General features: G+C 66.2%; 14 protein-coding genes, 1 tRNA gene and 1 pseudogene. 8 read left to right on the forward strand and 8 right to left on the reverse strand.

Translation table 11 applies throughout. From position 1 onward, the window contains the following. The 3 genes and pseudogenes from R1L06_RS08430 to R1L06_RS08440 all read right to left on the reverse strand — a co-directional run. Positions 1-355: pseudogene (locus tag R1L06_RS08430) on the reverse strand (restriction endonuclease); the annotation flags it as partial. A gap of 236 nt (positions 356-591) precedes the next feature. Next, positions 592-1,083 (reverse strand): phasin family protein, encoded by a 492-nt coding sequence (locus R1L06_RS08435; RefSeq protein WP_317217441.1) that lies wholly within the window; start codon positions 1,081-1,083, stop codon positions 592-594. A gap of 80 nt (positions 1,084-1,163) precedes the next feature. After that, positions 1,164-1,439, reverse strand: a complete 276-nt coding sequence (locus tag R1L06_RS08440) for a polyhydroxyalkanoic acid system family protein (RefSeq protein WP_005417302.1) — start codon at positions 1,437-1,439, stop codon at positions 1,164-1,166. Positions 1,440-1,564: 125 nt separating this feature from the next. Between R1L06_RS08440 and R1L06_RS08445 the strand changes: the two genes are divergently transcribed. From R1L06_RS08445 to aroA, 4 genes are all read left to right on the forward strand, one after another. Further along, complete coding sequence (locus R1L06_RS08445; RefSeq protein WP_121503610.1) at positions 1,565-2,371, forward strand: FHA domain-containing protein; 807 nt, start codon at positions 1,565-1,567, stop codon at positions 2,369-2,371. A gap of 217 nt (positions 2,372-2,588) precedes the next feature. After that, on the forward strand, positions 2,589-3,674 hold the full coding sequence (gene serC / locus R1L06_RS08450; RefSeq protein ID WP_317217442.1) for a 3-phosphoserine/phosphohydroxythreonine transaminase: 1,086 nt from the start codon (positions 2,589-2,591) through the stop codon (positions 3,672-3,674). Positions 3,675-3,725: 51 nt separating this feature from the next. Beyond that, on the forward strand, positions 3,726-4,925 hold the full coding sequence (gene pheA, locus R1L06_RS08455) for a prephenate dehydratase (RefSeq protein ID WP_014037689.1): 1,200 nt from the start codon (positions 3,726-3,728) through the stop codon (positions 4,923-4,925). Between the two features lie 76 nt (positions 4,926-5,001). Then, positions 5,002-6,309, forward strand: a complete 1,308-nt coding sequence (aroA, locus tag R1L06_RS08460; RefSeq protein WP_317217443.1) for a 3-phosphoshikimate 1-carboxyvinyltransferase — start codon at positions 5,002-5,004, stop codon at positions 6,307-6,309. A gap of 158 nt (positions 6,310-6,467) precedes the next feature. Here the strand turns inward: aroA and R1L06_RS08465 are convergent, their stop codons facing one another. Both R1L06_RS08465 and R1L06_RS08470 read right to left on the reverse strand, forming a co-directional pair. Beyond that, positions 6,468-7,040: an energy transducer TonB gene (locus tag R1L06_RS08465; protein WP_317217444.1), complete on the reverse strand. Its 573-nt coding sequence runs from the start codon at positions 7,038-7,040 to the stop codon at positions 6,468-6,470. A 119-nt stretch (positions 7,041-7,159) separates the two neighbouring features. Then, positions 7,160-7,798, reverse strand: coding sequence for an energy transducer TonB (locus tag R1L06_RS08470; RefSeq protein ID WP_049399657.1), 639 nt, complete (start codon positions 7,796-7,798; stop codon positions 7,160-7,162). Positions 7,799-7,911: 113 nt separating this feature from the next. On the opposite strand from R1L06_RS08470, the gene serS reads away from it, so the two are divergent. Further along, positions 7,912-9,192, forward strand: a complete 1,281-nt coding sequence (serS, locus tag R1L06_RS08475; RefSeq protein WP_317217445.1) for a serine--tRNA ligase — start codon at positions 7,912-7,914, stop codon at positions 9,190-9,192. A 142-nt stretch (positions 9,193-9,334) separates the two neighbouring features. On the opposite strand, the gene R1L06_RS08480 is transcribed toward serS, so the two are convergent. Further along, the gene (locus R1L06_RS08480; protein ID WP_032129792.1) at positions 9,335-9,685 is read right to left on the reverse strand and encodes an SH3 domain-containing protein; all 351 of its coding nucleotides are present in this window, start codon (positions 9,683-9,685) and stop codon (positions 9,335-9,337) included. A gap of 237 nt (positions 9,686-9,922) precedes the next feature. Then, positions 9,923-10,510, reverse strand: coding sequence for an FMN-dependent NADH-azoreductase (locus tag R1L06_RS08485; protein ID WP_071227507.1), 588 nt, complete (start codon positions 10,508-10,510; stop codon positions 9,923-9,925). Positions 10,511-10,632: 122 nt separating this feature from the next. Here R1L06_RS08485 and R1L06_RS08490 point away from each other — a divergent pair, with 122 nt between their 5' ends. After that, entirely contained in the window at positions 10,633-11,625 is a 993-nt protein-coding gene (locus R1L06_RS08490; protein ID WP_005410175.1) for a LysR family transcriptional regulator, read from the forward strand. An 81-nt stretch (positions 11,626-11,706) separates the two neighbouring features. Here R1L06_RS08490 and R1L06_RS08495 read toward each other — a convergent pair whose 3' ends face one another. Further along, complete coding sequence (locus R1L06_RS08495; protein WP_317217446.1) at positions 11,707-12,777, reverse strand: DUF4241 domain-containing protein; 1,071 nt, start codon at positions 12,775-12,777, stop codon at positions 11,707-11,709. Between the two features lie 124 nt (positions 12,778-12,901). Between R1L06_RS08495 and R1L06_RS08500 the strand changes: the two genes are divergently transcribed. Then, positions 12,902-12,991, forward strand: a tRNA-Ser gene (locus R1L06_RS08500). Positions 12,992-13,342: 351 nt separating this feature from the next. Further along, positions 13,343-13,594, forward strand: coding sequence for a hypothetical protein (locus tag R1L06_RS08505; protein ID WP_046986722.1), 252 nt, complete (start codon positions 13,343-13,345; stop codon positions 13,592-13,594). Positions 13,595-13,712: the final 118 nt, after the last annotated feature.

Genomic DNA, 13,712 nt, shown 5'->3' on the forward strand with positions numbered 1-13,712 from the left:
CGCCGCGGGCGCCGGCCAAGCGCGCGGCAGCGCCCAGTTCGTTCACCGCGGCGGTGCCGATGCGATAGGCCAAGCCGTGCTTGCACGAGACCAGCCAGCTGTTGGGGCCGTCGCTGAGCAGGAAATCGCTGCTTGGCTCACGGCACTCCTCGCCCGGGTCATCCAGTTCGCGCAGGCCGCGCTGCTCGCGCAGCATGCGCTTGACCAGCACCGAGAACTCGCGCCAGTGCATGCCCGCGAGGGCCTGCAGGCCGAGTTGCATCTCCTTTTGCCGCCGCTTGATCCACCACAGATAGACAACAGCCAGGGAACAGGTAAGCAGGGCCGACAGCAGGGCCAGGATCCAAGGGAGCATGCAGGAGGTGCGCGGAAGGGGCGAATGCGAAGGCGACAGTGTAAAGGTCGCGCCGTGCCGCTGAGTCAGGAGGTTCCTGACATGAAGCGTGATGGAGCACGCAATTTGGAACACCGCGGGCACGAAAAACCCGCCAATCCTGAAGCCGTGAGGGGAGGGAACAAACGGCAGCCGAAGCGATTGGCGGGTTGCTCGCGATTGTCAATCAAAATTTATTGCATTGCAACAATTGCCGGTCAGGGCAGGCTGCCTGGCGACTGATGGCTGCCCGGTGCAGGTGCATCAGTGCCCGAGGCGTCGCGATTCTCCAGCTTGGCCAGGCGTGCCTGCAGTGCGTCGATGCGCGCCTCCAGCGCAGTCACCTCGTCGGCGGTTGGCACGTGCAGGCGCTTGAGTACGCCCTGCACCTGGTCGTCGAACGCTTTTTCGACCTTGTTCCAGGTACCGGAAGCCTTCTCGCGGGCCTCGTCCAGCGACGTTTCAACGTTGTCGCGCCAGCCCGGGCCGTGTTCGCTGTTGCGTTCACGGCGGCGGGCTTCCCAGGCTTCGCCTTCCTTCACCAGGCCGTCGAAGAATCGGCTGCCTTCGGCCTGTGCACGGCCAAGAGCGCCCAGGCCGGCCAACCAGACCTGCTGCGCCGAGTCACTCAGCTTGCGCGAGAAGCGCTCGGCCTGGTCACCGAAAGAGGCGTCGTCGTTGCGGCGGTCGTCGTTCTCGTAGTGGTTCATCGCACTTCCCGTGGGAGTTGGGCCTGCCCCGAGAGTAGCGCGCGTTGGCGTTGCACGGCCGTGATGGCCGCCGCCGGGGTTCAGCCCAGCTTTTCCTTCAGAACGCGCTGGATCTCGCCTTCGACCATGCCCTTCATCGCCGACAGCAGGAAGCCCAGCTTGGCCGTGACGCGCACGGCGCCCGGCTGCAGTTCGATCGCACCGTCCACGCCGCTGCCGGAGAAATTCAGTACGTCGGCAGTCCAGGACGACTTCAGGCCGAAGCGCTCGGACAGCTTGGCGGCGACCTGTTCGATCGCGGCGCGCGCCTGTGCATCGGGCAGGGCGTGGGCGTGGCGGACATCGATGGTGGACATGCAGGCTCCTGGCGCAAAGCGGGGATGATCAATGAGGGCGAGCATTGTGCGCATCGAGGGCCTTCGCGCCAAGCACTCATCGTGGGTTCTTCTTCGTTGGCGACCAACCTGCTAGGCTGCGCCGCGTGCAGAACCTGCTTGTTCACTTCAGCCAACAACAACAGCCCGACCAGCCGCTGCGGCCCGGGGTGCAACGCATCGTGCGCCAGGCCAATGGCAGTGTGAGGCTCGGCGACGCCGGCCACGGTGCCCTGCTGCTGGCGCAGTTCTGCGTGGATGATCGCGGCCTCTGGCTGCAGGTCGGCAACGGTATCCGCGGCATTCATGTGAACGGTCGCCCGGTGCGGCGCATGGCGCTGCTGCGTGCGGGCGATGCGGTGTATGTGGACGGCGTGGAAATGGTCCTGCAGGGCGAGGTGGAGAGCCTGCTGCAGGCCCCCGCACCGAACGGCGGTGACGGCACCAATGAGCAGCAGCGCCTGCTGCGCGGTGTCGGTGGCCTGCACCATGGCCGCAGCTTCACGCTGTCGCGGTCCCGCCTGATCGGCCGCGGTGGCGACGCTGACATCGAGATCAATGAACCGGCCTTCGCCGAACAGCACGCCCGCGTGGAAGTGCACGGCGAGCGCGTGCTGTTGCGTGACCTGGGCAGTGCCGATGGCACACGGGTCAATGGCGTGGCCGTGCGCCACTGCTGGCTGCAGGCCGGCGACCAGGTGGTGTTCGATGGCCAGCACCGGTTCGTGCTGGAAGTGCCGCATGACCCGCGCCGGCGCCCGCTGCCGGATGAAGACGAGTCCAGCCAGGACGCCGAGCAGGCGCCGGTGCTGCCGGCCGCGCCGCGGAAGGTCCGGCGCTGGCCGTGGCTGCTGGTGAGTGCGCTGCTGCTGGCTGCACTGCTCAGCCTGCTGCTCTGGTTCGGCGCGCGCTGATCTGAACCGGCCGTATCCGCTCTGGTAGGTGCCGACCTTGGTCGGCACGCTCCTTCGGCGGGGATGACGCCTGACGGCGTACGCCGACCAAGGTCGGCGACTACCGGGGCAATGCTGCTGGCCAATGGATTCCAATGAAACCAAATTTCCCTTGCCGCACAAGGCCGCAAGGCTGGTGCACTGCGGCATACTAGGGGTCTTGCCCCACAGGTGTGACATGACGCGCGCGTTCAACTTCAGTGCCGGCCCTGCAACCTTGCCGGAATCGGTCCTGCGCCAGGCGCAGGCGGAAATGCTGGACTGGCACGGTACCGGTGCCTCGATCGTGGAAATGAGCCATCGCGGTGCGGAGTTCATGTCCGTGGCCGCCGAGGCCGAGGCCGACCTGCGTCGACTGCTCGATATCCCCGAAGACTATGCGGTGCTGTTCCTGTCCGGTGGTGCCACCACCCAGCAGGCGCTGATCCCGCTCAACTTCGCCACCCCCGGCCAGCGTGCCGATTACGTGGTCAGTGGTCACTGGGGCAAGACGGCGGTCAAGCAGGCCGGTGTCTACGTCGACGTCAACATCGCCGCCAGCAGCGAGGCCGATGGTTACCGCACGCTGCCGCCGCGCGCCGACTGGCAGCTGTCGCCCGATGCCGCCTACGTGCACATCACCGCCAACGAAACCATCCACGGCGTCGAGTTCCGTGATGTGCCCGACACCGGCGGCGTCCCGCTGATCGCCGACTTCAGCTCGTCCATCGCCAGCGAACCGCTGGATGTGCGCCGTTATGGCGTGATCTACGCCGGCGCGCAGAAGAACCTGGGCCCGGTCGGCATCGCGGTGATGATCATCCGCCGCGATCTGCTCGAGCGCAGCGGCCAGCCGCGCGCGGACATCTTCGACTACCGCTCGCATGTCGCCCGCGATTCGATGCTCAACACCCCGCCGACCTGGAACTGGTACCTGGCCGGCCTGGTGTTCAAGTGGATGCTGGCCGAAGGTGGCGTGGCCGAGTTCGCCAAGCGCAATGCCGCCAAGGCCGCGCTGGTATACGGCGCCATCGATGGTTCCGGGGGCTTCTACCGCAACGAGGTCGCACACCCGGCACGCTCGCGGATGAACATCCCGTTCTTCCTGCCCAATGCCGAGCTTGATGCCCGTTTCGTCGCCGAAGCCAAGGCCGCCGGCCTGCTGGCGCTGAAGGGGCACAAGGTGGTCGGGGGCATCCGCGCCTCGCTGTACAACGCCATGCCGCTGGCCGGGGCCGAGGCGCTGGTCGCCTTCATGGCCGATTTCCAGCAGCGTCACGGTTGAGCAATGAACGGCGCGCACCGTCGGGTGCGTGCCCCGCAACAAGGAACTCCGATGGCAAGCAGCAAATCCAGCAAGAAGGCGCCGAAGAAGGCTGAACCGGCCAAGGACAGCGCGCCCACCAAGGCGAAGGGCAAGGCCAAGGCCGCGTCGAACCCGGCACCCACCCTGGCGCCGCTGGCGCTGGCCGATGTGCGCTCGAAGATCGACCAGATCGACCGCGACATCCAGAGCCTGATCGCCGAGCGCGCGCGCTTCGCCCACCAGGTCGGCAAGGCCAAGGGCAAGCTTGCCGCCGCCGTCGACTACTACCGCCCCGAGCGCGAAGCGCAGGTGCTGCGCATGGTGGTGGACCGTAACGAAGGCCCGCTCAGCGATGAGCTGCTGGTGCACGTCTACCGCGAGATCATGTCGGCCTGCCTGGCCCAGCAGGAGCCACTGAAGATCGGCTACCTCGGCCCGGAAGGCACCTTCAGCCAGCAGGCCGTGCTCAAGCACTTCGGCCGCTCGGCGCTGGGCCTGCCGATGGCCAGCATCGAAGAAGTGTTCCAGGAAGTGGAAGCGGGCAACGCCGATTTCGGCGTGGTGCCAGTGGAGAATTCCGGGCAGGGCACCATCCAGATCACCCTGGACATGTTCCTGACCTCCAACCTGAAGATCTGTGGCGAAGTGGAACTGCGCGTGCAGCAGTACCTGATGTCGCGCAGCGGCCGCATCGAGGACATTGAGCGCATCTACGCGCATCCGCAGTCGTTCATGCAGACCTCGGCGTGGCTGCGCGCCAACCTGCCGAAGGCCGAGAAGATTCCGGTGTCGAGCAACGCCGAAGGCGCGCGCCGTGCGCGCAACGCCGACGACGCAGCGGCCATCGGTGGCGAGAGTGCCGGCCATGTGTACGGCCTGAAGAAGGTGGTCACCAAGCCGATCCAGAACGATGCCGACAACACCACGCGATTCCTGGTGGTGGGCCGCAACATCTTCCCGACCTCCGGCCATGACCGCACCTCGGTGCTGGTGTTCATCCATGACAAGCCCGGTGCGCTGTTCGACGTGCTCAGCCCGTTCGCCCGCCACGGCATCAGCATGAACCGCATCGAGTCGCGCCCGTCGCACCACGGCAAGTGGGAATACGGCTTCTTCATCGACCTGGCCGGCCATATCGACGACGCGCCGATGCAGGCCGCGCTGGCCGAACTGGAAGCGCACTCGGCACAGATCAAGGTGCTGGGTTCCTATCCGGTGGCCGTGCCCTGAGTGCTGCTGTGGCGGCTGCGGCCGCTGCCCCCTGATGCATCGCCGGTGCTGCCGGCGTTTACGGAATGATCGAACGATGAGCAACGCGCAACACTGGATTGCCCGCAAGGGCCAGCCGCTGCAGGGCAGCCTGACCATTCCCGGAGACAAGTCGGTCTCGCACCGCTCGGTGATGTTCGCCGCGCTGGCCGATGGCACCTCGCATATCGAGGGTTTCCTGGAAGGCGAGGACACCCGCGCCACTGCGCGCATCTTCGGCCAGCTGGGCGTGCGCATCGAAACCCCCAGCCCGTCGCAGCGCATCGTGCACGGCGTCGGTATCGACGGCCTGAAGGCGCCGGATGCGCCGCTGGACTGCGGCAACGCGGGCACCGGCATGCGCCTGTTGGCCGGTCTGCTGGCGGGCCAGGCATTCGACTGCACGCTGATCGGCGATGAGTCGCTGTCCGGCCGCCCGATGCGCCGCGTGACCGGCCCGCTGTCGCAGATGGGCGCGAAGATCGACACTGAAAGCGATGGCACGCCGCCGTTGCACGTGCATGGCGGCCAAACGCTGCACGGCATCGACTTCGCCTCGCCGGTGGCCAGCGCGCAGATCAAGTCGGCGGTGCTGTTGGCCGGCCTGTACGCGCAGGGCGAAACCCAGGTGACCGAACCGCACCCGACCCGTGACTACACCGAGCGCATGCTGTCCGCGTTCGGCGTGGACATCGAATTCTCGCCCGGCAAGGCCCGCCTGCGTGGTGGCCAGCGCCTGCGCGCGACTGACATCGTGGTGCCGGCGGACTTCTCTTCGGCTGCGTTCTATCTGGTGGCTGCCAGCATCATTCCGGGCTCCGAGCTGCGCCTGAAACAGGTCGGCCTGAACCCACGCCGCACCGGCCTGCTGCACGCGCTGCGCCTGATGGGGGCGGACATCACCGAAGAAAATCCGGCCGAGCAGGGCGGTGAACCGGTGGCGGATCTGGTGGTGCGCTACGCCCCGCTGAAGGGCGCACGCATTCCGGAAGCACTGGTGCCGGACATGATCGACGAGTTCCCGGCGCTGTTCGTGGCCGCTGCGGCCGCCGAAGGCCAGACCGTGGTCAGCGGGGCCGCCGAACTGCGGGTAAAGGAATCCGATCGTCTCGCCGCGATGGCGACCGGCCTGCGCGCGCTGGGCATGCAGGTGGACGAAACCGAAGACGGCGCCACCCTGCACGGCGGTGTGCGCCTGGGCAGCGGCACCATCGAAAGCCACGGTGACCATCGCATCGCCATGGCCTTCGCCATCGCCGGCCAGATCAGTGACGGCGAAGTGCGCATCAACGATATCGCCAACGTCGCCACCTCCTTCCCGGACTTCGATGGCCTGGCGCGCAGCGCCGGGTTCAACCTGGCCTGAGCGGCCACGCCCGGCAGATGACGTAACCCGGTGGGTGCCAACCTTGGTTGGCACGCTAACATCACCCGGTAGGTGCCAACCTTGGTTGGCACGCCTTTCCGCATAAAAAGACGGAGGCCGAAGCCTCCGTCGAAACATCACGAACCCCTCGTCCGCGATCAACGCTGCTCGGTGCGGAAATCCACCGGGACCCGCACCACGCTTGCTACTGCGCGGCCGTCATGCACCGCAGGCTGGAACTTCCAGTTCTGCACGGTGTTCAGCACCGCACGATCCAAGTCGCGGCTGCGCTCGCCGCTGCGCGAAACAATCGCAGCGTTGGCGACATTGCCACGGGTATCAACATTCAGGCTGGCGATCACGCTGCCCTGCACGCCACTGCGCAGTGCGGCAGCGGGGTAGGTGGGCATGCGGTTGCTGGCCAGCGGGCGTGCTTCGCGATTACGTGTCGCCGGTGCGGCCTTGTGCTGGCTGGAGGCAGGGCCAGCCTGGCGCGTTGCAGGTGTTGCTGCATCAGTCACCGCAGCTTGCTCAGGGGCGGGCAACATGCGCTCACCAACCGGTGCCGGCGCCACATCCTCCTGGTTGGAATGGCGCAGCCACAGCAGGGCGGCCGCAAACATCGCCACAATCAGCGCGATCCACATCCAGGGCGACGTGGGCTTGTGCTGCACGCTCGAATCCTGCTGCAGCTGCGGCGAATGAAGGTCTTCGTGGGTGGTGGCAGTCATCGCAAACTCCTTCCGTCAACTGACGACGTGGGAAGTGTTGCCCGAGCCATGGACGGGAAGTGTCAGCGCTGCGTCAACGCCACCGGCAGGGTTCAGTTTGCCTGCCGGGAAGCGTTCAGTTACTGCGTCTTGAAGTCGAACGGTACTTCAATGCTGCCGGGCACGGCCTGGCCATTGCTCTGCGCCGGGGTGAAACGCCAGCGGCGCACCGCGTCGGTGGCGGCACGGTCGAGGTCGCGTGAACCACTGCGCTGGATCACGGTGGCGTTGTTGGGATAGCCGGTGGCGTCCACGTCTACGCGTACCACCACGGTGCCGGTTTCCCCGGCGCGCAGGGCGGCGGCGGGGTACGACGGCGGCGGCGACTGGCCGGCAATCGGCATCGGCTGGCTGTTGCTGGTCGCAGCCGGCGCAGCGCCCGGGGCGGCCGGGGCCGGCTCGGCGATCGGGGCGGGTGGCGGCGGAGCGGTTTCGACCAGCTTCGGCGCTTCCTCCTCCACCGGTGCCGGCTTGGCGTCAGGCATGTCGCTGGAACCGGCTGCAGCGGCCAAGGGTTCCGGCAGGGGCTCGACCTGGGCGGTTTCCTGCGGGGTCTGTGCGGCCGGGTCGGCGCGGAAGAACTCCTTGTCACGGCCGGTCAGCCAGACCAGCACGAACAGCAGCACGCCCACGCCGAAGGCGATGCCGGCGATCTTCAGGGCGTTGCGCGGGATATGCACAGTGAACGACTTGGCGGACGACGAGCGGGGTGCAGACATGGACCGGACCAGTACGGAATAGCCCGATTCTGCCACGGCGGGAATGAACCGGGCGGCAGAAATCCGTATAACAAGCGATAATCCCATCCCTGATACCCACCACGACACCTGCCATGCTTGATCCAGCCCTGCTCCGCCACCAGCCCGCCGACCTCGCCGAACGCCTGCGCACCAGCCGCGGCTTCGAGCTCGACGTGTCTGCCCTGGAGTCCCTGGAGGCTGATCGCAAGCGCATCCAGGTGCGGACCCAGGAGCTGCAGAGCCTGCGCAACAGCCGTTCCAAGGCCATCGGCCAGGCCAAGGCCAAGGGCGAGGACGTCTCGGCCATCATGGCCGAGGTCGCTGCCTTCGCCGACGAGCTGAAGGCTTCGGAAGTGGCGCTGGACGAGCTGCGCGAAAAGATCGATGCCATTTCGATGGGCATTCCGAACCTGCCGGCCGATGACGTGCCGGCCGGTGCCGACGAGAACGACAACGTCGAGCAGGCGCGCTGGGGAGCCCCGCGCCAGTTCGACTTCAAGGTGCTCGATCACGTCGAACTGGGCGCCCGCAACGGCTGGCTGGACGGCGAGACTGCCGCCAAGCTGTCCGGCTCGCGCTTCACCGTGCTGCGTGGCCCGATCGCGCGCCTGCACCGTGCGCTGGCCCAGTTCATGGTCGACCTGCACACCGGTGAGCACGGCTACGAGGAAACCAACGTGCCGCTGCTGGTCAACGCCGATTCGCTGCGCGGCACCAGCCAGCTGCCGAAGTTCGAGGACGACCTGTTCAAGACCGCCGTGGGCGATTCCACGCGCTACCTGATCCCGACCTCGGAAGTACCGCTGACCAACATCGTGCGCGACGAGATCGTCGACGCCGAGCGCCTGCCGCTGCGCATGACCGCCCACTCGATGTGCTTCCGCGCCGAAGCCGGCAGCGGCGGCCGCGACGTGCGCGGCATGATCCGCCAGCACCAGTTCGAGAAGGTCGAGCTGGTCTCGATCAGCCGCCCGGAAGACAGCGATGCCGAACACCAGCGCATGACCCGCTGCGCCGAAGTGGTGCTGGAGAAGCTGGGCCTGCCGTACCGCAAGGTGCTGCTGTGCACCGGCGACATGGGCTTCTCGGCGGTGAAGACCTACGATCTGGAAGTCTGGCTGCCGTCGCAGGAAACCTACCGCGAGATCTCCTCGTGCTCGAACTGTGGTGACTTCCAGGCCCGCCGCATGCAGGCCCGCTGGCGCAACCCGGCCACGGGCAAGCCGGAACTGGCGCATACCCTGAACGGTTCGGGCGTGGCGGTGGGCCGCGCGATGATCGCGGTGATGGAGAACTACCAGAACGCCGACGGCAGCATCACCGTGCCGGAGGCCCTGCGCCCGTACATGGGCGGCCTGGAAACCATCGGCTGATAGCCTGATGGGGTGGGTGCCATGCTTGCATGGCACTGCTCTGGCTCTGGTGGGTGCCATGCTTGCATGGCACCGTATCCACGCATGGCGTGGATCTACGATGCGGGCTACATCCACGCAATGCGTGGATGAACCACCGTGATCACTCCAGAACCCGCAGCTTCTCCAACGGCACCCAGCCCGGTTCGCCGGTTTCCGGCACGCACCACGCCCAGCCATTGAGCGTGCGCTCGCCACGCAGCAGCTGCCCGGGATCCACATCCAGTTCCCGCGCGCAGTAGTCTTCCGTGGCAAATGCGCCACCCTGCGCGTCGCGGCTGATTACCGGCGCCGGCACGAATCCCGGCTGCTGGCCCTCTGCCTCGCACAGGAACCAGTCTTCCCAGCCTTCGGGCCCTTCATAACGTTCGCCCACCACCAGCGCCTGGCCACGGCGCAGGGTGATCGGGTGCGGAAATTCGCTGCGGTGCGCAGTCGTCACGATGTAGTTCATGACTCAGCCTAACGTTCTGATGAGTGTTATGCATTGCGCTGCATCCACGCATGGCGTGGATCTACTGCATGTGCTTCGGTAGATCCACGCCATGCGTGGATGGCGCACCGCTCAGGCCAGATACAAAAAAACGGCCCCGCAAAGCGGGGCCGCCAGGGTGGGCCGGGATGGGGGAGGGGATCCCGGCCCGCGTTCAGCGCCCAGACGAGGAGAGAGCGGCGCCGAACGCTGGAACGCTTATGCAGCAGCGGCCGCGGCCGCTTCGTGCGACGGCAGCGCAGCCAGTGCGCCAGCAATGGCGTCTTCGCGGTGCTGCGGCGAGTAGGCGATGCCTTCGGCGCGTACGAACTCGACATCGTTGATGCCCCAGAAGGCAAACGTCTGGCGCAGGAACGGCTCCTGGAAGTCCGCGGGCGAATCGGTGTAGATGCCGCCACGGCTGCTGGCGATGATCACCCGCTTGCCACCGGCCAGGCCGACCGGACCGTTCTCGGTGTACTTGAAGGTGCGCCCGGCCACGGCCACGCGGTCGATCCAGGCCTTCAGGGTGGACGGAATGCTGAAGTTGTACATCGGCGCGCCGATCACCACGATATCGGCCGAAAGGAACTGCTCGAGTACCTGTTCAGCATCGGCGGCTTCGGCAGCGTCGGTCCTGGCAAGCGATCCGCTGCGCAGATGCGGTACCGGATTGGCGTCAAGATCGCGATAATCAACCTGCAGGCCGTCGATCTGCTGCGTGAACTGGGCCACCACGGCGGCGGTCAGGTGGCGGGAGACGGAGTTGTCGCCAAGCACGCTGGCGTCGATGTGCAGAAGCTTCATGGCAGTACCTATGTTCGGGAGAGGTGGCGGACTTGCCGCCGACGGAGAGAACGATAGGTTGTTGCAAAGGCGGAATAAAGGTGGTTGAATGCCACGTATTGTTCTAGATATGGAACTCGGGCATGCATGACCTGAATGATCTGTACTACTTCGCGATGGTGGTCGACCATGGCGGATTCGCCGCCGCCGAGCGCGCACTGGGTATCCCCAAGTCGCGCCTGAGCCGCCGCATCAGCCAGCTGGAAACCGACCTGGGCGTTCGCCTGCTGCAGCGCTCCACGCGTCGTTTCGCCGTCACCGATGTCGGCACCAGCGTGCACCGCCACGCGCAGACGATGCTGGCCGAGGCACAGGCCGCACGCGAAGTGGTGGACCGCCTCAGCGCGGAACCGCGCGGCGTGGTGCGCGCCAGCGTGCCGGTATCGCTGGCGCAGATGCAGCTGCCCAAGCTGCTGCCCAAGTTCCTTGAGCAGTACCCGAAGGTGCGCCTGCAGTTGAACATCAGCAACCGCCGCGTGGACATCATCAACGAAGGCTACGACGTGGCCCTGCGCGTGCGCTCGCGCCTGGACGACGATGGCAGCCTGGTGATGCGCAGCTTCGGACAGGTGCAGGAACTGCTGGTGGCCAGCCCGAAGTACCTGGATCGCGCCGGCCGGCCGAAGGATCCTGAAGAGCTGACCCAGCACGTCACCCTAAGCATCAGCGAAGACGAAGCACGCCAGCGCTGGGAGCTGCATGGCCCGGAAGGCGAAGTGCGCCGGGTCGACCTGCAGCCGCGCGTGGCCGGCTTCGACTTCCCGCTGCTGCAGAGCATGGTGAAGGACGGCTTCGGCATCACCATGCTGCCGGAAACCGTGTGCGCCGATGCCGTGCGCAACGGCGAGCTGGAAGTGGTGCTGCCGGACTGGTCGCTGCCGCAGGGCGTGTGTCACGCCGTGTTCGCCTCGCGCCGCGGCCTGCTGCCGGCGGTGCGCGTGTTCATCGACTTCCTGGCCGAGCACCTGCCGCCGCAGCTGGAGGCCTCGCGCCTGGATTGCGGTGGCGCCTGTGAAAAGGCCAAGGAGCGGATCAAGGCCAGTGCGCTGGGCGCGTTGGCAGTGGATGCGGGCTGAGGCACCTGGCCGCAACTGCACCGCCGATCTGTGAAACGGTAGCGCCGGGCCATGCCCGGCGTTGCTGCTTTCCGGCCCAGGTCAGTTCCGGCCGAACAGCCGGTCCCAGAAGCTGCGCCGCGGCGGTGCGGCTGGCCTGGGCTCGGCAATGACTGGCGCTTCCAGCACCGCCATCAGTTCCGCGCTGCGTGGCTTCTTCAGGAAGCGCGCGTAATCCAGATAGCTTGTCACCTTGCTCATGTGCAGGCGCTCGGGCATTGCGGGCAACGGTCCGCCCTGCAGCAGCACCTGCAGTGCCTGTGGGCGGTCCAGGCGGATCGCCTCGAACAGGGCGGTGCCGCCGCAACCGGGTTCGATCTGGTTGGCGCGTTGTGGCGCATCCTTCAACAGCTCTCGCAGCGCATCCGGGTCGTCGCGGTCCACGGCGGCAACCAGCCGTGCCAGCGCTTCAGCTTCTTCGGGTGGAAGACTGTCGCGATAGGCCTGGTCGGCGATCTCGCGCTCGTCGCGCCCGTCACCGCCCTGGATGCACAGGAAGTCGGTGACCAGGGCGACCGGAATGCCGGAGGTATCCAGCGCCCAGTAGCTCGGATAGACGCCGTCGCCCCAGCCGCTGGTGAATACGACCAGGCCGTGTGGAGAGTCCTCGCCCCAGGGGCGGTACTCGGCGCCTTCATCCAGGCCGTCATGGTCGATCAGCGCATCCGACCATTCGCTGTCTTCGTCGCCATCGGTCTGTTCGATCAGAGCCAGCAGTGCCTGCTGAGTGTTGGTATCCATGAAGCAGCCGATGCCGGCGTCGACCGGATAGCCAATGAAACTGTCCTCATCCAGGCCGGTCAGGTCCTGCGTGGTCCAGCGTGCCATCTGCCAGTGCAGGGCAGACGCAGTGAGGGCTTCGCGGGGCTTGAACCAGACCACGGCCAGCGCCGGGCGGCCGCTGTGCACGATGATTTCGACCGGATGCCGGCCTAGGGGCGCGGTGTAGTCGGCCAGCGCCGGCGCCTCGGCCTGGACCAGCGGATCGCAGACCACCACATGCCCACTGCTGACCGGCAGGTGCCCGGCGAACGTGCGGTGCAGGGCCACTGCGGCCAGCTGGGTGTCGTCCAGCAGGGTGGTGCGCAGGTTGGCCAGATCGAGGTGGGCCATGGGGGCTCCGATTGCAGTGAAGGCCCCACCGTGCCGGATGCGAAGGGCGGGGGCAAGGGTGGTCTTGGGCAAATGCTCTTCACGTGCGAGAATACGCCGCTGCCCGGGCGACCGGGACCCGATTGGAGAGATGGCCGAGCGGTTTAAGGCACCGGTCTTGAAAACCGGCGAAGGGTTAAACCTTCCGTGGGTTCGAATCCCACTCTCTCCGCCAGGATTCCAGAAGGCCCCTAGTGATAGGGGCCTTTTTGTTTTCTCAGGCTTCCCTACCTGCGCAGCTGTCCTCAACTGAGGACAGGGATGGATGCAAAAAAACTCTCGGCAAAGAATCAAGAAATCGATTCAGACCGTTGCTGCAGTGGAAGTGATCCCGCTGTTTCACGCGGAGTCTGATGTCGACGGCGCTGCTGCGGCTCAAGCAGGAAGTGGTGCGCGGTACCCCTGTGTTCTTGCTGAGTCGGCGGATAAGAAGCGCCCCCACTGGAGCGGTGGGATGTTCCGAGAGACACCAGCACAAAACGCCGTTTACTGAGCTAGTATTCAGGTTTCACGGACAGGACTAATCATGAGTGAAATGGATGCGGTGGACCCGGCTTCGGCAGAACAGTCACGAGTAGAGAGTGAGACGCTGCCGCTTGTCATCCAGACGGTCGGAGGTTTGTCGGCCGCGGTTGGCGTCATCAGCATCGTGTTGGCGCTTACTGGCATTGTTCCCTGGCTTTTGGGATCAGGCGTCTCCGCGCTTCTTGCTGCGCCTTTCCTCTATGGCTTTGCGGACATCGTGCTCAGCTTGAGAAAGCTGTGCTCAAAGCGTTGATGCAGGTGCTGGAAAAGGATCCATAAGCCGGCCCAGTGCCGGCTTTCTCTTTGTGGGAAAGTGGGAGTCCGTGGTCCTGCCGCCCGCTACAGCCGGCCGCTCACCGCTGAGGTGTGGT

The organism is Stenotrophomonas mexicanensis (genome assembly GCF_032911605.1).
GTDB lineage: Bacteria > Pseudomonadota > Gammaproteobacteria > Xanthomonadales > Xanthomonadaceae > Stenotrophomonas > Stenotrophomonas maltophilia_A.

What these genes read in the sequence shown, in the direction of transcription:
- R1L06_RS08480 (WP_032129792.1), bottom strand. Translation starts at nt 9,685, where the DNA reads ATGAACTACATCGTGACGACTGCGCACCGCAGCGAATTTCCGCACCCG.
- R1L06_RS08435 (WP_317217441.1), bottom strand. Translation starts at nt 1,083, where the DNA reads ATGAACCACTACGAGAACGACGACCGCCGCAACGACGACGCCTCTTTC.
- R1L06_RS08495 (WP_317217446.1), bottom strand. Translation starts at nt 12,777, where the DNA reads ATGGCCCACCTCGATCTGGCCAACCTGCGCACCACCCTGCTGGACGAC.
- R1L06_RS08485 (WP_071227507.1), bottom strand. Translation starts at nt 10,510, where the DNA reads ATGAAGCTTCTGCACATCGACGCCAGCGTGCTTGGCGACAACTCCGTC.
- R1L06_RS08490 (WP_005410175.1), top strand. Translation starts at nt 10,633, where the DNA reads ATGCATGACCTGAATGATCTGTACTACTTCGCGATGGTGGTCGACCAT.
- serC (WP_317217442.1), top strand. Translation starts at nt 2,589, where the DNA reads ATGACGCGCGCGTTCAACTTCAGTGCCGGCCCTGCAACCTTGCCGGAA.
- R1L06_RS08440 (WP_005417302.1), bottom strand. Translation starts at nt 1,439, where the DNA reads ATGTCCACCATCGATGTCCGCCACGCCCACGCCCTGCCCGATGCACAG.
- R1L06_RS08470 (WP_049399657.1), bottom strand. Translation starts at nt 7,798, where the DNA reads ATGTCTGCACCCCGCTCGTCGTCCGCCAAGTCGTTCACTGTGCATATC.
- R1L06_RS08465 (WP_317217444.1), bottom strand. Translation starts at nt 7,040, where the DNA reads ATGACTGCCACCACCCACGAAGACCTTCATTCGCCGCAGCTGCAGCAG.
- aroA (WP_317217443.1), top strand. Translation starts at nt 5,002, where the DNA reads ATGAGCAACGCGCAACACTGGATTGCCCGCAAGGGCCAGCCGCTGCAG.
- serS (WP_317217445.1), top strand. Translation starts at nt 7,912, where the DNA reads ATGCTTGATCCAGCCCTGCTCCGCCACCAGCCCGCCGACCTCGCCGAA.
- R1L06_RS08505 (WP_046986722.1), top strand. Translation starts at nt 13,343, where the DNA reads ATGAGTGAAATGGATGCGGTGGACCCGGCTTCGGCAGAACAGTCACGA.
- pheA (WP_014037689.1), top strand. Translation starts at nt 3,726, where the DNA reads ATGGCAAGCAGCAAATCCAGCAAGAAGGCGCCGAAGAAGGCTGAACCG.